The organism is Albirhodobacter sp. R86504 (assembly GCF_042466415.1).
In the GTDB taxonomy this organism is placed as follows: Bacteria; Pseudomonadota; Alphaproteobacteria; order Rhodobacterales; family Rhodobacteraceae; genus Albirhodobacter.
Window position 1 is genome coordinate 196,022 of record NZ_JAXHCH010000001.1, and the last position, 23,848, is coordinate 219,869.

General features: G+C 59.4%; 20 protein-coding genes and 1 riboswitch. Of the genes, 14 read left to right on the forward strand and 6 right to left on the reverse strand.

Annotation, left to right across the window (positions count from 1 at the left end; translation table 11 throughout):
• The first annotated feature begins 151 nt into the window (after window positions 1-151).
• Complete coding sequence (locus SJY32_RS00880; RefSeq protein WP_376870510.1) at window positions 152-343, forward strand: hypothetical protein; 192 nt, start codon at window positions 152-154, stop codon at window positions 341-343.
• 171 nt (window positions 344-514) lie between these two features.
• Window positions 515-1,126 (forward strand): TetR/AcrR family transcriptional regulator, encoded by a 612-nt coding sequence (locus SJY32_RS00885; protein ID WP_376870512.1) that lies wholly within the window; start codon window positions 515-517, stop codon window positions 1,124-1,126.
• A gap of 38 nt (window positions 1,127-1,164) precedes the next feature.
• On the opposite strand, the gene SJY32_RS00890 is transcribed toward SJY32_RS00885, so the two are convergent.
• Window positions 1,165-4,629, reverse strand: coding sequence for an AAA family ATPase (locus SJY32_RS00890; protein ID WP_376870515.1), 3,465 nt, complete (start codon window positions 4,627-4,629; stop codon window positions 1,165-1,167).
• Window positions 4,626-5,864, reverse strand: coding sequence for an exonuclease SbcCD subunit D (locus SJY32_RS00895; protein WP_376870517.1), 1,239 nt, complete (start codon window positions 5,862-5,864; stop codon window positions 4,626-4,628). The genes SJY32_RS00890 and SJY32_RS00895 overlap by 4 nt, the downstream gene beginning before the upstream one ends.
• A 225-nt stretch (window positions 5,865-6,089) precedes the next feature.
• Between SJY32_RS00895 and SJY32_RS00900 the strand changes: the two genes are divergently transcribed.
• The 4 genes from SJY32_RS00900 to SJY32_RS00915 all read left to right on the forward strand — a co-directional run bounded on the left by SJY32_RS00900 (window position 6,090) and on the right by SJY32_RS00915 (window position 10,936).
• The gene (locus tag SJY32_RS00900; protein WP_376870520.1) at window positions 6,090-7,490 is read left to right on the forward strand and encodes a Glu/Leu/Phe/Val dehydrogenase; all 1,401 of its coding nucleotides are present in this window, start codon (window positions 6,090-6,092) and stop codon (window positions 7,488-7,490) included.
• Between the two features lie 12 nt (window positions 7,491-7,502).
• Entirely contained in the window at window positions 7,503-8,411 is a 909-nt protein-coding gene (locus tag SJY32_RS00905; protein ID WP_376870523.1) for a LysR family transcriptional regulator, read from the forward strand.
• A complete protein-coding gene (locus SJY32_RS00910) occupies window positions 8,401-9,342 on the forward strand; it encodes a glutaminase (protein WP_376870526.1) in 942 nt (313 codons plus the stop codon). Before SJY32_RS00905 ends, SJY32_RS00910 begins: the two co-directional genes overlap by 11 nt.
• 172 nt (window positions 9,343-9,514) lie before the next feature.
• Window positions 9,515-10,936 (forward strand): alanine/glycine:cation symporter family protein, encoded by a 1,422-nt coding sequence (locus SJY32_RS00915; RefSeq protein ID WP_376870529.1) that lies wholly within the window; start codon window positions 9,515-9,517, stop codon window positions 10,934-10,936.
• Window positions 10,937-10,979: 43 nt separating this feature from the next.
• Here the strand turns inward: SJY32_RS00915 and SJY32_RS00920 are convergent, their stop codons facing one another.
• Window positions 10,980-11,342, reverse strand: a complete 363-nt coding sequence (locus tag SJY32_RS00920) for a YigZ family protein (RefSeq protein WP_376870531.1) — start codon at window positions 11,340-11,342, stop codon at window positions 10,980-10,982.
• 108 nt (window positions 11,343-11,450) lie between these two features.
• Window positions 11,451-12,143, reverse strand: a complete 693-nt coding sequence (locus SJY32_RS00925) for a GntR family transcriptional regulator (protein ID WP_376871023.1) — start codon at window positions 12,141-12,143, stop codon at window positions 11,451-11,453.
• Between the two features lie 117 nt (window positions 12,144-12,260).
• Here SJY32_RS00925 and SJY32_RS00930 point away from each other — a divergent pair, with 117 nt between their 5' ends.
• The 8 genes from SJY32_RS00930 to tdh all read left to right on the forward strand — a co-directional run bounded on the left by SJY32_RS00930 (window position 12,261) and on the right by tdh (window position 22,494).
• A complete protein-coding gene (locus SJY32_RS00930; protein ID WP_376870533.1) occupies window positions 12,261-13,610 on the forward strand; it encodes a glutamine synthetase family protein in 1,350 nt (449 codons plus the stop codon).
• The gene (locus SJY32_RS00935; protein WP_376870535.1) at window positions 13,610-14,911 is read left to right on the forward strand and encodes an NAD(P)/FAD-dependent oxidoreductase; all 1,302 of its coding nucleotides are present in this window, start codon (window positions 13,610-13,612) and stop codon (window positions 14,909-14,911) included. The genes SJY32_RS00930 and SJY32_RS00935 overlap by 1 nt, the downstream gene beginning before the upstream one ends.
• A 195-nt stretch (window positions 14,912-15,106) precedes the next feature.
• A complete protein-coding gene (gene mprF, locus SJY32_RS00940; protein WP_376870537.1) occupies window positions 15,107-17,692 on the forward strand; it encodes a bifunctional lysylphosphatidylglycerol flippase/synthetase MprF in 2,586 nt (861 codons plus the stop codon).
• Between the two features lie 165 nt (window positions 17,693-17,857).
• The gene (gene uraH / locus SJY32_RS00945) at window positions 17,858-18,208 is read left to right on the forward strand and encodes a hydroxyisourate hydrolase (RefSeq protein ID WP_376870539.1); all 351 of its coding nucleotides are present in this window, start codon (window positions 17,858-17,860) and stop codon (window positions 18,206-18,208) included.
• A gap of 37 nt (window positions 18,209-18,245) precedes the next feature.
• Window positions 18,246-19,484, forward strand: coding sequence for a urate hydroxylase PuuD (locus SJY32_RS00950; RefSeq protein WP_376870541.1), 1,239 nt, complete (start codon window positions 18,246-18,248; stop codon window positions 19,482-19,484).
• Between the two features lie 79 nt (window positions 19,485-19,563).
• Window positions 19,564-20,139 carry a helix-turn-helix domain-containing protein gene (locus SJY32_RS00955; RefSeq protein WP_376870543.1) on the forward strand — a complete coding sequence of 192 codons (576 nt, stop codon included), beginning with the start codon at window positions 19,564-19,566 and terminating at the stop codon, window positions 20,137-20,139.
• Between the two features lie 115 nt (window positions 20,140-20,254).
• Window positions 20,255-21,448 (forward strand): glycine C-acetyltransferase, encoded by a 1,194-nt coding sequence (locus SJY32_RS00960; protein WP_376870545.1) that lies wholly within the window; start codon window positions 20,255-20,257, stop codon window positions 21,446-21,448.
• Window positions 21,449-21,465: 17 nt separating this feature from the next.
• Window positions 21,466-22,494: an L-threonine 3-dehydrogenase gene (tdh, locus tag SJY32_RS00965; RefSeq protein ID WP_376871026.1), complete on the forward strand. Its 1,029-nt coding sequence runs from the start codon at window positions 21,466-21,468 to the stop codon at window positions 22,492-22,494.
• Between the two features lie 4 nt (window positions 22,495-22,498).
• On the opposite strand, the gene SJY32_RS00970 is transcribed toward tdh, so the two are convergent.
• Complete coding sequence (locus SJY32_RS00970; RefSeq protein ID WP_376870548.1) at window positions 22,499-22,957, reverse strand: Lrp/AsnC family transcriptional regulator; 459 nt, start codon at window positions 22,955-22,957, stop codon at window positions 22,499-22,501.
• 174 nt (window positions 22,958-23,131) lie between these two features.
• Window positions 23,132-23,605, reverse strand: a complete 474-nt coding sequence (locus SJY32_RS00975; RefSeq protein WP_376870550.1) for a 6,7-dimethyl-8-ribityllumazine synthase — start codon at window positions 23,603-23,605, stop codon at window positions 23,132-23,134.
• 67 nt (window positions 23,606-23,672) lie between these two features.
• Window positions 23,673-23,812, reverse strand: a riboswitch (FMN riboswitch).
• Window positions 23,813-23,848: the final 36 nt, after the last annotated feature.

Genomic DNA, 23,848 nt, shown 5'->3' on the forward strand with positions numbered 1-23,848 from the left:
GCTATTCGTTTTTCTGTTGGCTACGCAAGCGCTATAACGCTTTCAACGGGATGAGACACCAACGCGTGTCCATCGAAGGTCGGAGGGCGTCGCGCCCCTTGATAAAGCCTTCCCCTCCGGTCACCGCGCAATGTGTAAAAGGAGTGTAACTATGATGAAGCTTAACAAAAAAATCGCCGCGATCCTGTTGGGCGCAACCGTTGCCCTTTCCGCTTGCTCGACCGATCAAGTCGCAGGCAACACGGCTGATGCTACCGGCTTCGTGGCGAAAACGGCCGTCAAAGGCGCATATGGCGCTGGCAAGCTCGCCGTCAAAGGGGCTTCAAAAGCCATCGGCAGCTAAGCTCGCCCCTTTCCCGCTAGACCATCACGGCGCCCTATTCGGGGCGCCTTTCCTTTTAAATACCCCCCTCAACCCCGTTTGCCCCGCGCAAAGCTTTACTTGAGCAACCGTTCAACTTATATCCAGACCACCATCCGCTCAAGATTTCAAGACACAGAGGCGCGAGACCCCATGGCGAGACAAGCCAATTACAATCGGGACGATGTTCTCGCAAAGGCGCAGGCGTTGTTCTGGGCGAAGGGATATCACGCGACCTCCCTCAAAGATCTGGAGTCTGCGCTCGATATGCGACCGGGGTCGATTTACGCCGCATTTGGATCGAAAGAAGCGCTTTTTGCTGAAACATTGCAACGCTACGGCGAACGCTCTCTCGCGCTGTTACAGCAGTTTCAGAAGGAAGCCCCCTCGCCACTCGCTGGCTTGGCCGCACAGGTGCGCGCCTTCGGGTGCACACCGGCCGATCCCGCGCCATCCCGCGCCTGCATGTTGGTGAAAACCTTGCTGGAGACGCCGGACAATGATCCGGTTTTGCGCCGCCAAACAGAAGAAATGATGCAAGGCATCGAACGCGAGTTCGCCGCCGCTTTCCGGGCCGCGCAATCTGCGGGCGAAATCGCCGCCGATGCCGATCCAGAGCGCCTCGCCTGCCGTCTGCAAGCGGCGATTTTCGGGATGCGGGCCTATGCGCAACGCACGGACTCGCAAGATAAAATCGAAGCTTTGGCAGAAGATATTGCGCGCGATCTGGAGCGGCTGGCACAGACCGGAGCGCGCCCCCAGTAACGAACGCAAGCACCCCGCAACGCAGGGCGCGCACTGCGTTAAACCATATGGACGGTAACGTTTTCGCCGCACATCTCCTGAGCGATCTCAACCACGTGTCTGTGATGCGTGAGGTAGATGGCCTGCCCGTAGCGCCCCAAATCTTGCATTACGCTACAGGCGGCGCGGGTACGGCGATCATCAAATGTCTCGAAGATATCGTCGCAAAAGAACGGTAGCACCGTTCCATTTTCTGCCATCTGCGCATAGGCCGCCGCACGCAGCGCCAGATACAGTTGAAAACGAGTGCCCTTCGACATCGCCTCGGCCAGCTTGGATGACCCATCAGCCGTAATCGCAATCAGGCTCTCGGCCGCGCCGTCAGGCTGCGTGGTCAGGCGGTTATACGCCCCCGATGTGATTTTCGCGAAAGCGCCCTCCGCTCCCGTCATCATCCCGCTGCGATGCGTATCACGGTATCGGCGGATCGCGCGCTCTGCGAGAAGGTGACCGAGCTTATCTTCCAGATAACTCATTGATCCGGCTTCTACTTCGGCCTCAACACTGCGGCGGCGCGCGACCAAAGCCGCGATATCATCTCCCCCCGTCACGGTGTTGAGCGCCGTCTCGCTGCGGGTGCGTGTCTCAATCGCGAGGGTCAACGCGGCATCGATGGGCGCAAGATCATGCGCCGCCTCCGCTAGCGCGGCATCCACCCCCTCAATTGAGTTGTCGGCCAAAAGAAGACGTGCGGCCGTCATATCCTCACAACCAAGCCCCGTCACAATCTCCCGAACGAGCAAATCAGCCTCCGCTCGTAGGCTGATCGCGCGTTTCGCCTCACGCACAGCGGCGCGCAAGGCCTCGATATCCTGCGTGGCGATCTGCGCGGGAAACAAAGCTGCGATCTGCTGGACCTTCAAATCAAGATCCTTCAGCGCGCCTGTAGCCTCCTCCAGCGCGGAGCGCGCGGCTCCCAACTCTACGGTGACATCGGCCGAACGCGTCTCCGCTGCCCGCGCAATACGCCCCTGTGTTTCAATCCACGCGAGCTGCGCCGCTGGGGTCGTCTCGCAATCAACGGCTTCGCCCGCTTGTCGAATATAGTCGCAAATATCGTGAAGTTGCTCGGAGAACAGACTGAGGTCAGCCTCCATACCCCTGATTTGCCGCTCGGCCGCTGCGCGCGCGCCGTCCAACTCGCGCAGCTTGTGCAAATGCGGCAGCGCACCGCGCACGCGGTCGGATGGCACCGCCCCCCCGAAACATTCCGTGACGCAGCGACGCCAGACATCTTGTGCCTGCGCAAGCGTCTCATCCGCCGCAAGCGCGCGTGCGTGGCGCATGGTTCGTTCTTGCTCGGCCAGTCCAACGAGATGTTGAAGCGAGGCCGCCTCATGCGCCGCTTGCGATTGCGCCTCCGCTTTTGCACGCGCCAATTCCATCAGCGCGGCAAGGTCTTGCGGTAAGGCCTGTTGGGCATCCGCCCTCAATGCGTCAGCCAGCTCTGCCTGCAACACCGCCCCTGCGGCCAAAGCAGGGGCGGCCTCGTCTTGCGCCAGCCGCAGCGCCCCACCCGCTTTACGCGCGATTTCAACATGGCGCAGCCACTCCGCAAATTCCTCTGCGTCGGGATTGGTCTCAAGCCCCGCTTGCGCCACAAGCTGTGCAAACGCCGCCTCTTGATCCGCAAGTGCGAGGGCCGCGGCCTTTGATGCTCGCAAGGCGCTCTCATACGTTACACTTGCTTCGGCGGCGCTGAGTTGCATCTGGCGCAGCTCGCCAAGGTCTTTTGCGTTGCGCAAACGCGCGGCCCCAGCGGCGTCATCCGCCCGCAACAACGCCTCGAAATGATCTGCCGATTGACGGTCCAACGCGTTGAGATGCGACTGCCAGCCCGCCTCACGTTCCGCGCGGAGGTCTTGCGCCTGCGCGTCACTCACGAGATCGCCGGCCCCTCGCAACACCGCAATCTTTCGCTCGATAGCGGCAACGAAATCGCCTGCCTCGTCGTGGCGCGCGGCACAAATCTCAACCTGTTTACGCGCCCCTTCCAACGCCGCCGCGATCTTTGTCGCCGTGGCAACAGACACGCCGACTTCTGGTATCTGTTCAAAGCGTTGGCCTTTGAACTCCGTTGCCAAAAGCGCCTCTGCCGCTGCCCGCCGCGCGAGTTTAAGCGCGCTCATAGCGCCCGAATATGCCTCATAAACCCGTGCCGCGTCCAAACGGACCATCACCGATTTAAGATCCGACCCGACATCATCCGAGGTTTTGCTCTGCGCCTCATTAAGAACCCGTTTGTGTTTTTCCGAAGCCTCCAACGCTTCTCCCTGCGCGGTGATCGCGGCCAGCTCGGACCTTTGCAACGAGGATATGGCTGCCTCTAAAGCCGCCAAATCAGGCTCCGCGAGGACGAAGGTTTCGGGCGCGTCATGCGGCAAGCCAATGTCTTTGAGGCGCTGGCGCATCTCGTCGCGCGCCGCATTCCGCGCATCGATACGTTTTGGCAGATCAATCTGCGCCGTCTCAAAACGCATCCTGGCGGCATTCAGCCTCTCAAGACGGTTGAGCGCCTCAACCAAGGCCGGTTGGCGCGGCAATTGAGCCATCGTTTGCTCATAGGCGGCGATTTTCTCCTCATGTCCGCGCGCCCGCGCCGCCCATTGCGCGCGATCGGTCGCAAGCCTCACGAGGTCTTCGGGGTCGATCTCCAATTGGGGGGGATAGTCTCGCAAACGCTCGATGTCGGGTGCAAGTTCGTCGAGCCGGCGCAGCTTCGGCAACGCCGACGCAATCGCATTGAGGCGCGACTGATGCTGCAAGGTCGCGCGACGCGTTTCGCGCAGCCCAGCCTCTTGTTGCGCGGCGGTCTCGAAATCCTGTTTGAGTTTGCGATAATCGCTGGCGGATACATCGCCCTCCTTGATGGCGGTGCCGATCGCCTCGAGCTGACGTTTCAAATGCGCAAACTGTGATTTGCTTCCGCCTTTTTTGTAAAACTCGCCCGCGCGCGCGTCAAACGTCTCTAGCACCGCGCTGAGGTCACTGACCCCCGCGGCGGCCGAAAAAAGCAACCGCCCGATATCGCCCTTGCTCTGCGCGATCTCTTCGCCGCCTCTTTCGATCGTTTCATCGTCAAGGCATAAAAGCTTGCGGTAATCCTCAACGCCAAGCCCACCCAAAACCGATTGCAGAGCGGCCTCGGGCACGGCATCGCCCTGCGCGTTCAGCAAACTATTGGCACGGGTGGAGATCCGCGTGAACTGTTCCGCGCGGCCGTCAATCTCCAACAAACCCGTGACACGCAAATTCGAGCGCGTGTGTTTGAAAGCGTAGGGCTCGCGATTGGGAAAACCGTAAAGAAGGCGTAAGAAAGCCTCCATCGTCGTGGTTTTGCCGGCTTCATTTTGGCCGTAGATGATATGAAAATCAGACATTTCAGGCGATGAAGGCCCGAAATCATATGATTTTTCTGTGAAATGACCGAAAAAATCCAGATCAAGGCGGCGAAGGCGCATCATATAGACACCCCCTTCATCGCCGCGATCATTTTAAGAGCCGCCTGCCTTAGGAGGTCTTGCGTCAGGGCATTAAACGCGTGCTCGTCGGGAATGATTTCGCGCTTGCGATCGGGCGGCAGCAGGTTCATCATTTGCTCGACCTCGGCGCGCGCAACCGCGACGAAGCCCTCATCGGTGCGCAGCTCGTCCATCAGCTGCGCCAATTCCGCCACCGCATCCGTGCGGCCAACCGACGCCCGCGGTGGCTCAATTTCTATGCTGAATTTCTCGATCCACAGTCGGCCCGTTTGCGCGGCGCAACTTTGCGCGGTTTCGGCCCACATATCGGCGTCGCGCCGGATCTGCCAAGCCTGATCATGAAGGCCGCGCAGCGTGAGGCGCAAAATCCCCGCGTCAGACACGGTCGCGCGCGCTTCCGCATCGACATGGCTTTGAAGCGCCCGCCGCAGCGCGTCCGTGTCGGCAAGCTCCGTTACGTCTAACGCACTCAGCCGGAACTCTACCGCCGATGTCGGCACCTCGCTGATGTTGATCTGCCCTGCGTCAATCCTCAACAATGTTGCGGATTTAGGGCCCGCTTCGCCAATATCGCGCCCTTGCGGCATGCCCGGCATCACGACAAAGGGCGCATCGCTATGGACTTGCCGCTTGTGAACATGCCCCAACGCCCAATAGTCAAAGCCCATCGCCTTCAGATCGGCAACGGAGCACGGCGCATAGGGATCGTGCCCTGCCGCCCCCATGAGAGAGCTATGCAGCATCGCGATATTCACTGCGCCGCGAACGGGCGCGTCGAATTTCGGCAACAGGCTTTCGGGGGCATGCTTGCCACGGAAACTAACGCCGTGAATCCAGATATCATGCTCGCCAAGCTGCACCTTACCACCCCGCCCATCAAAAATATGAACATTCGCGGGCAGAGAAATGTCCCCCGTCACGGGATTTTCGGCATCGTGATTGCCTTTGATATAGAACACGGCAATCCCCGCCGCCGACAACCGCTCCATTTGCGTGGCGAGATAAGCTGCCGTCTTGGCGCTGCGCTCTTGCCCGTCAAACAGATCGCCCGAGATCAAAAACGCGGCAACTTCCTCATCAAGTGCGAATTGCACCATCCGCGCGAGGGCGATCCGGCTCGCGGTCTGGACCTGTTCGCGCAGAACATCATCCCGCAGGGCCAATGATCGCAACGGAGAATCGAGGTGAAGATCGGCTGTGTGTAAGAGTTTGATCAAGGAAATACCGCCGGAATATCAAGGGCTACGCGCTAACTTCGCGACGATAGCCTGATCCTTTGCACCATGAAACAGGCATCTTTCCTGCCCCCCTTATGCGCCCGCCCGATTGTTTGCGGTAACATCAAAGCCCGCATCGCCCATGCGAGAAACGCATTGGACTTTCCCCCCCGCGCATCACCATCAAGGAAGATCGAACCAACCGCGACAGCATAGGAACGCCGCATGGCCCACCATCAATTTTCCCAAAGTGTCGAAACCTTCATCGGGGACGCCGCGCAGTATCTCGCCCTGCCAGAGGGGTTGGCCGAGCGCATCACGCAGTGCAACTCGACCTACACCGTGCGATTTGGTGTGAAATTGCGCGGCCGGATCTTTAGCTTTGAGGGCTGGCGATCGGTTCATTCCGAACATATCGAGCCGGCAAAAGGCGGCATCCGCTACGCCCCCGATGCGAACCTGCAGGAGGTTGAAGCCCTCGCCGCATTGATGAGTTTGAAATGCGCCTTGGTCAACGTGCCCTTTGGCGGCTCCAAAGGCGCTTTAAAAATTGATCCATCAGAGTGGACGGAAGACGAGCTCGAGCGGATCACCCGTCGCTTTACCCAAGAGCTCGCACGCCGCGCCCTCATCCATCCCGGCCGCAACGTCCCCGCGCCCGATATGGGGACGGGCGAGCGCGAAATGGCATGGATGGCGGATGAATACCGCAAGATGGGCCATGCCGATGCGCTCAACTCGCTTGCCTGTGTGACCGGAAAACCGGTGTCGCGCGGGGGAATTGAGGGCCGCGTCGAGGCGACGGGGCGCGGTCTGCAATATGCGTTGCGCGCCTATCTCGCCCATCCGGCGACACCGATGATCGCAGGTCGCAAGAGTTTGAAAGATATGACGGTCGTCGTGCAGGGCTTTGGCAATGTCGGCTACCACGCCGCGAAATTTCTGCGCGAAGACGGCGCGAAAATCATCGGCATCGTTGAGCATGACTGCGCGATTTTCGCGCCCGCGGGCCTCGATGTTGAGGCCGTGGCAGCACACCGCCGTGCGACAGGCTCGATCATGAACTTCGCGCAAGCCGAGACGCGCACCGCGGACGAAGGCCTCACATACATGGCGGCTGACATTCTGATTCCGGCGGCAAAGGAGAATGCGATCACCGAAGCAAATTGCGATTTGGTGAATTACGCGCTGATCGTCGAGGCCGCGAACGGGCCTGTGTCGGCGGGCGCGGAGCAGATCCTCACACAGCGCGGCATCACCGTTCTACCTGATCTGTTTATCAATGCGGGTGGTGTGGTGGTGAGCTATTTCGAATGGGTCAAAAACATCACCCATCTGCCATTCGGCCTTATGGATAAACGACAAAAAGCGCACACGGGGGGTGTTTTCGCCGCCGCGTTGGAACAGGTCTCCGGCCGCCCGCTGACCGATGCGATGCGATTGGAAATCACGCGCGAGACGAGTGAGCTTGATCTCGTTCGTTCCGGTCTGGAAGAAATCATGGTGCGCGCGCTTGACGATATTCTCGCTCGTCACGCCACGCTCCCCGAGGCCAGCCTTCGCACCGCAGCTTATGCCGTTTCCATCGCGCGCATAGCAGAATATTATCGCGCGATCGGACTTTGAAAGCGCGGTACTATGGATATCAAATGGCTGGAGGATTTCCTCGCATTGGTTGAGTTGCGAAACTTTACCCGTGCGGCGGAGTTTCGAAACGTATCACAAGCGGCCTTCAGTCGCCGGATCCAGTCATTGGAGCATTGGCTCGGCACTGCGCTGATCGTGAAAGGCGCGGTGCCCGTCCGGCTCACGGATGCGGGCGAACAGTTTATCGAGAGCGCCGCCGCTTCGGTCGCCAAGCTCCTTGAGGCGCGCTCCTCCATTCGCGGCAACCAGTTTGAGGTCATGTCGCAGGTGCGCATCGCGATGCCGAATGTCCTCGCACGGTCGGAATTCCGGCGCATATTGGAGGTGCTCGAAGGACAGGTGAAATCCTCTTTTTCGGTCACGGTTGGCACAACGAACGACGTCATCGCGCGCTATCTCGCAGGGGATGCGGATATCTTGTTTGCGCATGATTCACCGGCCTTGCCGATGAACACCAGCCTCGCGGGCCATGAGCGGCTTAAGCTGCGGCATGACAGATTCATGCCCTATGCGACGCTTAACCCCGAAAAACGCGCCGCGTTCGGCTTTCCCGGCAGCCCGCGCGCGCCCTTTCCCCTCGTTGCATATTCACACCGCGCCTATTTCGGCGGGTTGTTCGAGCATGTGTTGGAGCGCGCCGAAATCCGCCCCAGCTATAAGGTAAAGGTGCAATGCGACATGTCGGACGTCATCAAGGAGGTGATCGCCGCCGGATACGGGGTCGGCTGGTTGCCCCAAAGCGCGGTCGATGCGATGAGTGCGCAAAGCATCGGCCCGATTGACGAGGCCCATTGGGGGCTGGATCTCGATATCTGCGTCTTTCGCCCCGCTCGCAGCATAAGCCCCGATCTTGATGCCGTCTGGTCGGCCTTGCAGCTTGAGGCCGCCCATGTTCGTTGATCCCAAGCCCGTCGATCCGCAAAAGTTGCAAGCCTTCGTCGATACCCTCACGCAAGAGATCCACGCGCAGGCCGACTGGGGCAAGGTGGCCGATTACATCCCCGAACTGGCGCAGGTCGATCCCGCACAATTCGCCATTTCAATCGTGCTGGCAGATGGCACCAAAGTCGCGGCGGGCGCCCATCACAAGCGCTTCTCGATCCAAAGTGTGTCCAAGGTCTTCACATTGGCCTGCGTCTTGGGGCGCGTCGGGGAACAAATCTGGACGCGCGTCGGGCGAGAGCCTTCAGGCACGCGGTTCGATTCGATCCTCCTGCTGGAACAAGAGCATGGCCGCCCGCGCAACCCGTTCATCAACGCAGGCGCCTTGGTGACAACCGATGCGCTACTTGAACATCGTGCGCCCAAAGACGCGCTGAGCGAGATTATCGGCTTCATCTGCGCGGCCTGCGAGGATGACGATATCCATATCGACCGCGACGTGGCACAATCCGAAGAACGCACAGGCTTTCGCAATATCGCGCTCGCGAATTACCTGCAATCCTACGGCAATATGCGCAACGATCCTGCCCTGACATTGGGCACTTATTTCCATCAATGCGCGATCGAGATGACCACCGATCAGCTCGCCATGGCGGGCCGCGCCATCGCGCAGCTACCGCAGGCGCCATACGTGATGACCCGCGCCAAAGCACGACGCCTCAACGCGTTGATGATGACATGCGGTCACTACGACGGATCGGGGGATTTCGCTTTTCGTGTCGGCTTGCCGGGAAAAAGCGGCGTTGGCGGCGGTATTCTCGTCATCGCACCGGGCCGCGCCTCCATCGCGATCTGGTCGCCCGGGTTAAATGCATACGGCAATTCACAGGTCGGAACATATGCCGCCGAGCGCCTTATCAAGTTTACAGGGTGGTCCGTGTTCGGTTAAGGGGATGCAAATTCTGCATCGCTCATGCATTTTCCGCATTGGACTTTTGCAACGGCCATAAAGGATCAATTGGTACACAGTCGTGCACCAAGCTCGACACTTGATAAGAGCTCGCGCGCATCTGGCGCGGCGGGCCGTCATGCGGCATCCGCCGCGATTCTAGGAGGGACGAATGGAATTTATCAAATCATTCTTCGGGCTGATGGAAAGCCTGACATGGGGATGGGCGTTGATCCCGATCCTCGTTATTTTCGGCGTTTTTATGACGGTTATGTCCGGTTTCGTTCAATTCACCTTCTTCCGGCGGATGTTTCGCGTTCTGACGGGCACGGATGAAAGCAACGACCCCAACACAATTTCGGCGCGTGAGGCGCTGCTTGTGTCGGTCGGCGGGCGTGTCGGCGGCGGTAACATCGCGGGTGTGGCGGTTGCCATTTCTCTGGGTGGTCCGGGCGCTGTGTTTTGGATGTGGCTCATCGCTCTGGTGGGCATGGCGACCTCGCTCATCGAATGTACGCTTGCGCAGGTGTATAAGCGCCCTGCCGCAGATGGCACGTTCCGCGGCGGTCCTGCCGATTACATCCGTCGCGGCTTGGGCGCGCGCTACAACTGGCTCGCGATTGTGTATGGCATTTGCTTGCTTGCTGCGTTCGGCCTTGGCTTTAACGCATTCCAAGGCAACACGATGGCCGGCGCTGTCCAGGAATCCTTGGGCGTTGACCGGATGGTGACGGGTGTCGTCGTCACCATCATCACCGCGCTTGTCATTTTCGGCGGGATCCGCCGGATCGCGAAAGCGGCGGATGTCGTCGTGCCGGTGATGGCCTTCTTGTACCTCGGTGCCGCCGGCCTTGTCATTATCCTTCACATTACGGAAATTCCGGCATTGATCTCCGACATCGTCTCCTCCGCTTTCGGCTTTAACGAGGCCATCGCAGGGGGCATGGGCGCGGCGATCGCGCAGGGCTTGCGTCGCGGGTTGTTTTCAAATGAGGCGGGACTTGGCTCTGCGCCGAATGTCGCGGCGACGGCCTATGTCCGTCATCCGGTGAGCCAAGGCATCACGCAGTCGCTCTCGGTGTTCATCGACACGATGATCATTTGCTCTTGCACCGCTTTCATCATTTTGCTGTCGGATGTGTATGTGCCCGGCGCGGAAGGCGTAGATGGCGTGGTCCTCACCCAGCAAGCCCTCGCGAGCCATCTGGGCGATTGGACCAAATACGTTCTGACGCTCGCGATCTTACTGTTTGCGTTCTCCTCGGTGATCTACAACTATTACTTGGGCGAGAATGCACTCGCGGCCATCACAAAATCCCCGAAGGCGATCTATGTCCTTCGCGCGGCGGTGATTGGTGTGGTGTTCCTTGGCGCGGTCGCGCCAGATGCGACCTCGGTCTTCTTCTTCGCGGACCCAATGATGGGCCTCCTTGCGGTGGTCAATCTCATTGCCGTGCTCATGCTGTTCCCTGTCGCGATGCGCGTCGTCGATGACTTCCGCAAGCAGCTGAAGGCGGGCAACGATATGCCGGTGTTCAACCCAGATGACTTCAAAGATCTGAACATCGACAGGACTGCATGGGACGCGAAGTAAGCTCCCCAAAATCGAGATTGGCCGCCCAAATCGGGCGGCCTTTTCACTTGGGCGAGGCGTCCAGCGCGTCTAAATAAATTCGCACAGCATCCTGCACGTGACGAAACCTGTCGCCACCCAAATGCTTGCCGCCGAACCATCGTGTGACAACGATCAGGTGCCCATGAAGCTCCGCGCGCTCCAGCATCCGAACAATCACCATCCCCGCACCGGCTTCGCCATCATCATTTTTGATCGGCCCGTCGGGCGAAATCATCGCCCAAGTATTATGTGTCGCCTTGGCGAATTTCTTATCCCGTTTGAGGGATTTGACGAGGGCCTTCGCATCGGCCTCATGCGCGCAAGGCGCACCACTGACCGCGTATTTCGAACCACGGTCGGAAATGATATTCTCTAAAATCAACATTCCAAAGCGTTAGGCCGCGAAGCGCCCACGTTCAACCCCTTGCGCAGACGGCGCATCCGGCAAAACTCTATCACATTTTGACAAGCGGGCCGGGTCTGCAAAAGCGGATCATTGAGGGCCGAGGCGCGACTCACGCAGCATTTTCCGCCCCGACCGGATCGATCCGTCGCGAATGTCGCTTTCAATCGCCGTGCACAGCGCCAAGACATCACGCGCGCGCAAGGCCGCCAGCATCTCCTTATGGCGGTCAACGGTCGTGATGGTTTCCAGATCTTCCAGAACCTGACGCCGGAACGGGCCGAGTTGCAGCCAAACGCTTTCAATCAACGGCATGACCGCCTGATCGGGGTTGAGGCGATAGAGCAGCGTGTGAAATTCCTGATTCATCCATGTCAGCGCATCGAGATCGGACGCGTCGATAGCCGCATCCATCCGGTCATCCAACGCCGTCATCGTTTCTATATGAACTTCAGATATATACGGGAATGCACGCTCCGCCGCGAAGGTTTCCAATACGATGCGCAACTGCACAAGTTCTTCAAACCGACCCGCCGACATCTGCGGCACCATCAGCCTGCGATTGCCGAGAACCTCGATCGCATTCTCCGAACTCAGCCGCCGCACCGCCTCGCGGATCGGTGTCGGGCTGAGGTCCAGATCCTGCGCCAAGCCGCGGAACGTCAGTGCCGTGCCCGGCGCGATCGCGCCCAACATGATCGCATTCCGGAGCCGCGCATAGGCGTAGTCCTGCGTTGTCATCGCATCGGAACGCTCAATTTCTGGAAGGTGATGGCTATTCATAGGGCGCAAGGCTGGCTCATAATCGGGTAGCGCTCAACTTGCCGTGCAAACGGAGTTGACACAAGCGAAAAATATATCACATATCAGTAAATGGTATCACAAAAAGAGGGCCGTAAGATGGATCAAGACCAAGCGACACAATGGATCGCGGAACGGCCCGAAATTGATAAGATTTTCGCCTGCATCTGCGACCTCAACGGCGTGATGCGCGGCAAGCGCGTCCCCGTCGACCAGCTTGAGAAGATCGTCGAGGGCGGGCTGCGTATGCCGTTGTCGCTTTTGGGAATGGATATCTGGGGCGAGGATATTGAGGGCAACGAACTCGTCTTCGATACCGGCGATGCCGACGGTCTTTGTGATTTTACCGGCCGTTCGCTCTCGCCCATCAGCTGGACATCCCGCCCTGCCGCCTTCGCGCAGCTCTGGATGCGTCAAGAGAATGGCGAAGCGTTCCCCGGTGATCCGCGCCGCGCCTTGGCCAATATCGTCGACCGCTTCAAGGCGCTTGGCCTGACGCCCGTCGTGGCCACCGAGATGGAATTCTACGTCGTTGATCCGTCGCAATCGCAACCGCAACCGCCCTGTTCGCCCGTCACAGGGAAGCGCCTCGATTCCGATGGCGCGCTATCGCTTGACGAGTTGCAACACTTCGACGCGTTCCTGAACGAGGTTTACGACGGTTGCCGCGCGCAAGGCATCCCCGCCGATGCCGCGATCTCGGAAAACGGCGCGGGTCAATTCGAAATCAACTTGCTGCATGTGGCTGACCCGCTCGAAGCCGCCGACGATGCGCTTTTGTTCAAGATGCTTGTGCGCGGCATCGCGCGTAAACACGGGTTTGCCGCGACGTTCATGGCCAAACCCTACGGCGACCGCGCCGGATCGGGGATGCATGTCCATTTCTCGCTCATCGATAAAGACGGGAACAATGTCTTTGACGATGGCGGCGAGATGGGCACGGATTTGCTGCGCCATGCGGTCGCGGGTTTGCTCACCACGATGCAAGAAAACGCGCTCGTCTTCGCACCGCATGAGAACTCGTTCCGCCGATTGCTTCCCGGTGCGCATGCGCCGTCCTCCGTGGCGTGGGGCTATGAGAACCGCACAGCCGCCATCCGGATTCCCGGCGGCAGCCATAAAGCCCGCCGGATCGAACACCGCGTTGCGGGCGCCGATGCTAATCCATATCTCGTGCTTGGATCGATCTTGGGCGGCGCGCTCGTGGGAATCGAGAATAAACTCACGCCGCCCCCCCCAATCGAGGGGGATGCCTATTCCTTGCAGCTCGATCAGTTGCCTCTCGACTGGGCCTCGGCAATCGATGCTTTCGCAAAGGGCGCGCATGTGAGCCAGATCTTCTCCCGTCGTCTTCAGCGGATGTTTGTGCAATGCAAACAACAAGAGCTGCGCCGCTTTACGCGCCATGTCACCGATTTCGAATATCACAGCTATCTGGAGTCCGTCTGATGTCACACCCTTACGCAGGCAATGGCGAGCACACGACCAGTTACTACGCCGCCTCCGCCAATCCCGCCCCGTTGCGCCCGTCACTCTCGGGCATTCACGAGACAGATATCTGCGTCGTCGGCGCAGGGTATTCGGGCCTATCAACCGCGCTACATCTGGTTGAGAAAGGCTATACCGTCACCTTGATTGAGGGCGCACGGATCGGTTGGGGCGCCTCTGGCCGGAACGGCGGACAAATCGTCAACGGCCTCAACGCCGGCCTCGACACGATCGAGCGTCGCTACGGCCACGATACCGCAACCTTCGTCGCGGGGCTCGTGCTGGAAGGCGGTCACATTATCCGTGAGCGCGTGAAAACCTATAATATTCAATGCGATCTGAAAGAGGGCAATGTCTTCGCGGCCCTCACGCCGAAGCATATGAAAGATCTGGAAGCCAAACGCGATCTTTGGGCGCGCTTCGGCATGACGAATATGGATATGCTCGACGCCGAAAAAATGCGCGGGCAAGTCAACTCGCCGCTCTATGTCGGCGGTATGATTGATCATCTCGGCGGCCATATGCACCCGCTCAATCTTGCGCTTGGCGAGGCGGATGCGTTTGAAAGCCTCGGCGGGACAATCTTCGAGATGTCGCCCGTGCTTTCGGTCGATACCGAAGCCGCGCGCCCTGTGGTCAAAACGGCGCAAGGCGAGATTAACGCGCGGGTTCTCGTGCTTTGCGGCAATGCCTATCTCGGGAATGTCGTCCCCACGCTGACCTCACGCGTTATGCCTGTCTCGACGCAGATGATGGCGACGGAGCCGCTCGGCCCGCGCCTCGCGCGCGAGTTGATCCCGAATGATGTCTGCGTCGAAGACGTGCGCTATATCCTCGATTACTTCCGCCTGTCTGCCGACAATCGCCTGCTGTTTGGCGGCGGCACTGTTTACGGCGGGGCGGACCCGAAAGATATCAAGGCCAAGCTTTGGAAGAACATGATCAAAGTGTATCCGCAGCTCGGTAATGTCAAAATCGACCACGCTTGGAGCGGCAACTTCGCGCTCTCCTTCTCGCGTGTCCCGCAGATGGGCCGGATCGGCGCAAATACCTATTTCGCGCATGGCTATTCCGGCCACGGCGTCACGGGGTCGCATACATTCGGGCGCATTTTGTCCGAGGCGATCAACGGGGATCTGACCCGCTTCGATACATTCGCCGCCCTGCCATGGTATCCGTTCCCTGGTGGCCGGACGCTGCGCGTGCCTTACTCGGTCATCGGCTCGTGGTGGTATGAGCTGCGCGACCGCCTCGGCGTCTAATCCATCACGCTCGCTATGCGCCCTCGCTCCCCCCTCCATTCGGGGATCGGGGGCGCACTCGCGTTTCGACACGGCTTCTTGCGGCTTGGGCTTCATCCACGCGCTTGGCCGCAACGTTTCGCTGTGACGCGCGTTCACCCTCAGATATAGGACGCCTCAGCGGGCGTGTTCCGTGGTTAGAATGAAGGTGGCCATATGAGCCGTGCCGGTTTGTCTCGATTGCGCGGCTTCGCCCCGATCGTTCTTGGCCTCGCGCTATTCGGGGCTGGCCTTTGGGCAATGTACCGGCTTTTGCGGCCCGTGGATGCGCAAGATGTCATCGCGCAAATCCGGGCCTTGCCGCTCTCCGTGATGCTAATTGCGATTGCCGCGACCGCCCTCGCCTACCTCGCATTGATTGGCTACGATTGGTGGGCGCTCCGCTATCTGGACAAAAAGCTCCCCCCGCGCACCGTCGTCTTGGGCGGCTTTCTCGGTTACGCATTCGGCAACACCATCGGGATCAGCGTGATTTCGGGGGGCGCGGTGCGCTACCGGATTTACTCCGCCTTCGGCCTCAACGCCTTTGATGTTGCGACGCTGTCCTCCTACATCGCCCTCGCCATGGGAACGGGCCTTACCCTTGTCGGCCTGCTCGCGCTTGGCGTGCACCCCGCGGCGCTTGCTGCGGTTTTGCCCTTACCCGAGACGATGATCCGTTGGGGCGCATTGGTTGGCGCCTTTACGACGATGGGCGGGCTTCTCGCCCTTTCGATCAGCAAACGCAGCCTGACACTCGGCGCCCGAAAAATCACGATGCCCTCGCCGCAAATCCTCGCAGGGCAATTGTTTGTCGCCCTTGTCAATTCCACGATGGCCGCACTCGCCCTTTGGATCTTGCTGCCCGCAGGCGCGCCTGATTTTGGGTCGTTCCTCGCAATCTACGCCGCCGCAACGATGGTCGGGGTTCTCTCGCATGTCCCGGGCGGGGTCGGTGTATTTGAAAGCGTCGTGCTCGCGGCGATGCCCAAAGACATCCCCGTAACCGAGCTCGCCGCTGCACTTTTGATGTTCCGCATGGTGTATTTCCTGCTGCCCTTCGGCATCGCGTTCTTGATCGTTTCTCTCAACGAGGCGCGTCTCGCCGGAGGGTGGGTCGCGCGGGTGTTCGGCGATATCTCCGAGCCGATGCGACCCGCGATTAGCGCTCTGGGCGGCGCCGTGCCGTGGCTCGCCGCGCTTTGGGCGCTTGGCTTTGGGGGCTATCTCCTTCTCCTCGCGATGATCCCTTCTGCAGCGCCCGATGACACCGACGCCGACTTGATCCGCGCGATTTTGCTGGAGGGTGGGACGATGGTCTCAGCCGTGATGGGGATCGTTCTTTTGATTTTGTCACACGGCCTGATCCGCCGGATCGAGGGCGCGTTTTGGCTAACGGTCGCCGCCCTCGGCGGGGGCGCAATTGCGGCCCTGCTCAACGATCTCGATCTCAGCAGCGCAGCTCTCCTGAGTGTCGCCGCTGTCGCCCTACTGCCCTTCCGGCCTGAGTTCCATCGCCACGCGAAAATAACCGAAGGTGTCTTTAGCGCCTCGTGGTTTGCAACGATCTCCGCTGTCATCCTTGCAACGGCCAGCTTTTTCTTCTTCGTTCACGAGGCAACGCCCTATTCACAAGCGTTCTGGACGGAGTTCACGCATGACGCCAACACCCCCCGCGCTTTCCGTGCGGGGCTGCTTGGCTCCGCGATTTTCTTAGCCTTCTCAATATACCTCGCTTTGCTACCCGCACGGCGCAAACCCAGCACCCCTGCCGCCGAAAGCTTGGAGCAAGCCGCACGGATCATCGGCGCCCAGAACGATCCACAAGCCTGCGTGGCCCTGTCAGGCGACAAGCAAGTGATGCTGGCAGGAAAAGACGATGCCTTCATCATGTATGGCCGCCAGCGGGCGAATTGGGTCGCATTGGGCGATCCTGTCGGCGCGCCGTCAGCTGTTCCCGATCTCGCATGGGGGTTTCAAGAAGAAGCATTGCGCGCGGGCGGCAGGCCAATCTTTTACGAAGTCAGCGCGGCCCATCTCCCGCTATGGATCGAAATGGGCCTGATTTTGCACAAAGTAGGCGAGGAGGCGGTCGTTCCTTTGCGCGCGTTTTCTCTGGCAGGGGCCAAATTCAAGTCAATGCGCGCGGCCTTTAACAAATCAGAGCGCGAAGGCATGGCGATGGAGATTCTATCGCCACCCCATTCGCCCGATCTGATCGCCCAGTTGCAAACGGTTTCAGACGCGTGGCTGACAGGCAAGGCAGGTGCGGAAAAGGGGTTCTCGGTCGGGCGCTTTGATCCCGCCTATCTTGCGCACTTCCCGATTGCGGTTCTGCGCCAGAACAAAGGCCCGATCATCGCCTTCGCCAATATCCTTGCGCCCGGCGACGGCTCACGTGTCGCCATCGACCTCATGCGGTACCAACCCGCGCAAGCCTCTGGCGTGATGGAGTTTCTATTCCTCGCGCTGATCGAGCACTATAAGAGCAAAGGCGCAGCAGAGTTCAGCCTCGGCATCGCCCCGTTGGCAGGGTTGAGCGAACGCAAAACCGCCGCGATATGGGATCGTTTCGGGCATCTGATGTTCCGCCACGGCGGCGCGTTCTACAACTTCGCAGGGCTACGCGCTTTCAAACAGAAATTCCGGCCCGATTGGCGCCCCCGCTACATCGCGCTGCCGCCCTCGGTCTCACCTATGGTGGCAATGACGGATGTCGCGCTGCTGATTGCGGGCGGCGCGCGCGGAGTTCTCCGCAAATAGCCGCGTTTTTCGGCGCTTTTGCGTCTGCGCGAGGCCAATCGCCCACAGAGCCCCTAAACTGCGCGTGTCACCCTACGTGATTGCCGCGCAAGGGCTTTTCATACCGCGGGAATGGTGCATAGACTGGCGGCCAAGAGACGCTTTCAAGCGCAACGGAGACATAAATTGACCGGTTACCTTACCACGCATGTCCTTGATACTGCTCGCGGTTGTCCTGCGGACGGGCTTGAGATCACCCTCGTCCGTATTACGGGCGAAACACGTGAGGATATCTGCCGCGTCCGGACGAATGCCGACGGCCGCACCGATACACCAATTCTACCTGCTGAGGCTTTCGCGCGCGGCACTTATGAGCTTGTCTTCCACGCGGGCGCGTATCTCGCGCGGCACGGCGCCCCCTCGGAGATCCCCTTCCTCGATCTCATACCGATCCGCTTCGGGTTGTCGGAAAACCAGCATTATCATGTGCCGCTGTTGCTCTCGCCGTTCGGATATTCCACCTACCGCGGCAGTTGATCCGCCCCCTTAAACATTCCGCGCATCAGGAGGACCGATGCAAGATTTTCCACTGATTTGGGATTGGATTGGTTTCGCGATCCGCTGGCTTCATGTCATCACGGCGATGGCGTGGATCGGCTCGTCGTTTTACTTCATCGCTCTCGATCTCGGACTGCGTAAAGCGCCTGACCTTCCCGCCGGTGCGCAGGGCGAGGAATGGCAAGTTCATGGCGGCGGGTTCTACCACATCCGTAAATACAACGTGGCCCCCGCCGCAATGCCCGAGCATCTGATTTGGTTCAAATGGGAAAGCTACAGCACATGGCTGTCCGGCGCCGCGCTGTTGATGGTGGTTTATTGGCTGGGGGGGGATCTGTTCCTACTGGATCCGGCGAAGGCCGATCTCGCGCTGTGGCAGGGCGTTGCACTTTCGGCGGGCTCGCTGACGCTTGGCTGGCTGATCTATGACAGGCTGTGCAAATCCCGCCTCGGGAACCACCCCACCGCCCTGATGATCTTGCTGTTCATCCTGCTGCTCGCGATGGGCTACGGGTATGATCAGATCTTCTCGGGGCGTGCGACACTCTTGCACCTCGGCGCATTCACCGCGACGATCATGACTGGCAACGTGTTTTTCATCATCATGCCGAACCAACGGATCGTGGTCGCGGATCTACAAGCGGGCCGCACGCCCGATGCCAAATACGGCAAAATCGCCAAACTGCGCTCGACGCATAACAATTACCTCACGCTGCCGGTCGTGTTTCTGATGCTGTCAAACCACGCGCCGCTCGCGTTTTCTTCCCCCTATAATTGGGTGATTGCAGGTCTGGTGTTCCTCATGGGGGTGAGCATCCGACATTTCTTCAACACCAAACACGCCGGAAAACCCGCGCCGCATTGGGCTCTGGCCATCGCCGCTTTCTTGCTCATCGCTGTGATGTGGATCTCGACCGCACCCCTCAACTATGAAAGTTTGGAGGCCTCGGAGGCCCGCGCCCTGTCCACACAAGAGCAACTCTTCGCGCAGGCGGAGGGGTTCGAAACCGTTGCCGATATCACTATGGGGCGGTGTTCAATGTGCCACGCGCGTGAACCTGCCTTCGACGGCATCCACCGCGCGCCGCGCGGTGTGTTGCTGGAAACACCCGCCGATATCGCGCGAGCTGCTAAGGTGATCTACCTTCAGGCGGGTGTGACTAATGCGATGCCTCCTGCAAATGCCAGCTTCATGGAGGCCGAGGAGCGTCTCGCGATCATCCGCTGGTATCGTGCCGCGCAGGCAGGGTCGTGATCTCTGCGATCGGCACATGTTCTGGCCGCCGTGTCTCGTTTCACTTATAGCGGTTGCGGGCGGATAGAGAGGTTACACCATGAAAGATCGGGCTGAACTCGCGGAAAGACTTGCCACGCGCCTTAAAGACGAGCGCGCGTCAAAAGGGCTGAGCCTTGATGCCCTCTCGAAACTCTCCGGTGTCTCGCGATCCATGCTGAGCCAGATTGAGCGCGGCGAATCCAGCCCGACTGTCGCGATTTTGTGGAACCTCACGCGCGCCCTGAATATTGATTTTTCCACCCTCTTGGATCAGAGCGCGCAATCTTCGCAACCTATCCTTGAGGTCCTGACCGCGCATAATACGCCCGTGATCCGCAATCACGAAGCCGATTGCGAGATCCGCATTTTGAGCAGTGTCGATGCTGTGGGCGAGACGGAAGTCTACGATATCCGCTTTGGCCAGGACGCCACATTGGATAGTGCGCCGCATGAAACGGGCACGATCGAGCATCTGACCGTGCTCGAGGGCAGCTTGCTTGTCACCTCCGCGGACCAAACCGTGACCGCATCCCTCGGCGACACGATCCGGTATCGCGCCGATCTCGCGCATACGATCCGCGCGCTCGCCCCTTCGCGCGCGTTACTGATCGTAAAAGCATCTCTTGACGCATGACAATATAACGGATTAATGTGCCGCTAAACCGGATGCACGGCGTTCTGCCGCATCCTTACCGGCGCAAACTCCGCGCTCCAATCTGAGGCGCATCCCGCGCGAAGTGAGGGCTATCATGTCGACCGCGTTCCTGACCCATCTCACCGCAACGCTCAACGAGATCGAGCAAGACGGGCTCTACAAACGCGAACGAATGATCACCTCGCCCCAATCGGGGCGGATAACGGTCGGGGCGCAAGACCGTCCGATGATCAATTTATGTGCGAATAACTATCTCGGATTGGCGGATCATCCCGATTTGATCCGCGCGGCCACGCAAGCCATGCAAGATAACGGATTTGGCATGGCCTCTGTCCGCTTTATCTGCGGGACACAAGAGTTGCACCGATCTTTGGAAAAATCGCTCGCGGACTTCCTCGGGAAAGACGATTCCATCTTGTTCGCGGCCTGCTTCGACGCGAACGGCGGCCTGTTTGAACCCCTCCTCGGGCCTGAGGATGCGATCATTTCGGATGCGCTGAATCACGCGTCGATCATTGACGGTATCCGGCTGTGCAAGGCGAAACGCTACCGCTATGCCAACTCCGATATGGACGATCTGCGGGCGCAGCTTATGGCCGCACGGGCGGATGGCGCGCGTCATATCATGATCGCAACCGACGGCGTGTTCTCGATGGATGGCTATCTTGCCAATCTCCCCGAGATCACCGCGCTCGCGCAGGAATTTGACGCTGTCGTGATGGTGGATGATTGCCATTCGACAGGGTTTATGGGGCCGCACGGCGCCGGAACCCCCGCCTATTTCGGGGTCGATGTCGATATTTTGACGGGAACTTTGGGAAAGGCCTTGGGGGGCGCTTTAGGGGGCTACGTCGCTGGTCCGCAATCGGTCATTGATCTTCTCCGGCAACGCGCCCGCCCCTATCTGTTCTCAAACGCGCTCCCGCCTGCGATCACGGCGGCGGGGCTTGAGGCGCTGCGTCTGGTTCGCGAAGGCGACGATTTACGCGCGCAGCTCGTCGAGAATACCACCTACTGGCGCGCAGGTCTGACGGCGCTTGGCTTCGATTTGCTGGCGGGCGAGCATGCGATTGTTCCGGTCATGCTTTATGATGCCAAGCTCGCGCAAGACATGGCCGCCCGCCTTGACGAATTGGGTGTTTTCGTCGCGGGGTTCTTCTTCCCCGTTGTTCCAAAAGGCCAAGCCCGCATCCGCACGCAGATGAGTGCCGCCCTCACGCGCGATGATCTCGACGCCGCGCTCAACGCTTTCGCGCTCGCAGGACGCGAATTGGGAGTGATCAAATGACCAGCCCTCGAAACACCATGCGCGCCTTGGAAAAATCCCGCCCCGAAGAAGGGCTGTGGGCCGTTCAAGCCCCTGCGCCCGAGATAGGCCCCGATGATGTGCTGATCCGCGTCAAAAAAACGGGGATCTGCGGCACGGATATTCACATCTGGAATTGGGATGATTGGGCGGCTCATACGGTGCCGACGCCGATGATCACAGGTCACGAATTTGCGGGCGAGATCGTCGAGATCGGGCGCAATGTCACGGGGTTGGAGATTGGGCAGCGTTGCTCCGGCGAGGGGCATCTGATCGGCTCGGCAAGCCGGCAATCGCGGGCGGGCAAGTTCCATCTCGATCCCGGCACGCGCGGCATTGGCGTGAATGTGCAAGGCGCCTTCGCGGAATATCTGCGCCTGCCGGCATTCAACGTGATCCCCTTGCCCGAAGATATCACGGATGACATCGGCGCGATCCTTGATCCTTTGGGCAACGCCGTCCACACGGCGCTAAGCTTCAATCTCTTGGGCGAAGACGTGTTGATCACCGGCGCAGGCCCGATCGGCATCATGGCAGCCGCCGTCGCTCGGCACGCTGGCGCGCGCAATGTCGTGCTCACGGACCTGAATGCCGATCGACTGGAACTCGCCGCGCAAGTTGCGCCAACAGTCCGCACCGTGAACGTCGCCCAAGAAGATCTGCGCGATGTGATCCACTCCTTGGGGATGAAGCAAGGCTTCGACGTCGGCTTGGAAATGTCAGGCAGTCAGGCGGCCCTCGATCAAATGATCGAAGCGCTGGTGATGGGCGGCAAAATCGCGCTTCTCGGTATTCCTCCCGGCAAATCACCCGTCGATTGGAGCCGCATCGTGTTCAAGGCCATCACCCTGAAAGGTGTCTACGGGCGCGAGATGTTTGAGACGTGGTATAAGATGATCGCCATGTTGCAAAACGGCCTCGATGTTTCGCGCGTGATCACGCATCGCTTCGACGTTGCCGATTTCCAAGACGGGTTCGCGGCGATGAAATCCGGAAAATCGGGCAAGGTCGTTCTGAACTGGGCTTGAGTGCCTACGCTCCGGTCGGGACGACGAGCCCCGTCTTGACCGGATCAAGCACAACATTTGTATTGATCCGCCGGATTTGCGGGTTCTCCGCCATCAACCGCGTTGCGAGCGCGTCATAGGCGACGACATCGCGCGCCTTAATTACCGCAATCAGGTCAACCGATCCGGTAACATAGTATAATTGTTGGATGTTTTCACATTCCTTCGCCCAAGCACGCAAGCTTCCGACGGCGTCGGGCAACTCTCGCGCGATTTCCAATCCCGCGATGAACGTCATTGTTGGGCCAAGCCTCTCGGCATCCACCACCGCGACTTCCGCCGTAATAATCTGTTCGTGACGTAGATTGCGGATACGTCGTTGTACCGCCGAGGCTGAGAGACCGATCTGATCCGCAATGAATTCGGCGCGCAATGTGCAATCGCGCTGCATTAAATTGAGAATCTTCCGGTCGAATTCATCCATCTTCATCTCCCGCCGCCCGAAAATGCGGGACGAACATCTAGGCCATACCCTAACGTCAAGCGTCGTAAATCTGCAAGGTGGATATATATTTAAGGCCGATGAACACATAGAAAAAGCCCCGCCAAACCGGCGGGGCTTAAAACATATCAATCGGCCCGTTCAGGGCTGGCGCGATTAGGCCGCGCGGGTGATGACACCCTCATCTTCCATGCTGGCGTTCAGCTCGACGATTTGCATCGCAGCGTCTGCGGCTTCGCGGCCTTTGCCAAGGAAGTGATTGAAGTAGAAGGTTTCATGCTCCGATTTCGGCTGGAAATGGTGCGGCGTCAACGACACGGAGAAGACCGGAACTTCCGTCTTCAGCTGAACATCCATCAACCCTGTGACGACGGCTGCCGCGACGAAGTCATGGCGATAGATACCGCCATCAACCACCAAAGCCGAGGCCGCAATACCAGCATATTTTCCAGTTTTTGCGAGTTTTTGTGCCACCAAAGGCATCTCGAAGGCGCCGGGAACATCAAAGGCTTCCACAACTGCCGTCGGATCCAATTCGGCGATCCGCTGTTTAAAACCGAGATACGCCTGATCGACGATATCGGCATGCCAACGTGCCTTAATGAAGGCGAATTTGAGGGATTTTGTCATAGCTCGTGATCCTTTCAAAATGACAAGATCCCCAGAGCGCAAGCAACGCACGGAATACTCCCGTCCGTCACATTCTCTACCATCCGGACTTTAACCGTCGGCTCCGGAATTCCACCGAAATCTGCTGACCCTGCCTTTCACCGAAAGGACAGGCGCTCGCGGGCTATCACCGCCGGTGGGGAATTTCACCCCGCCCTGAGAATAGGTAAAGGCTAGTGTCTCATTGCGGGGGTGTCAAATGGA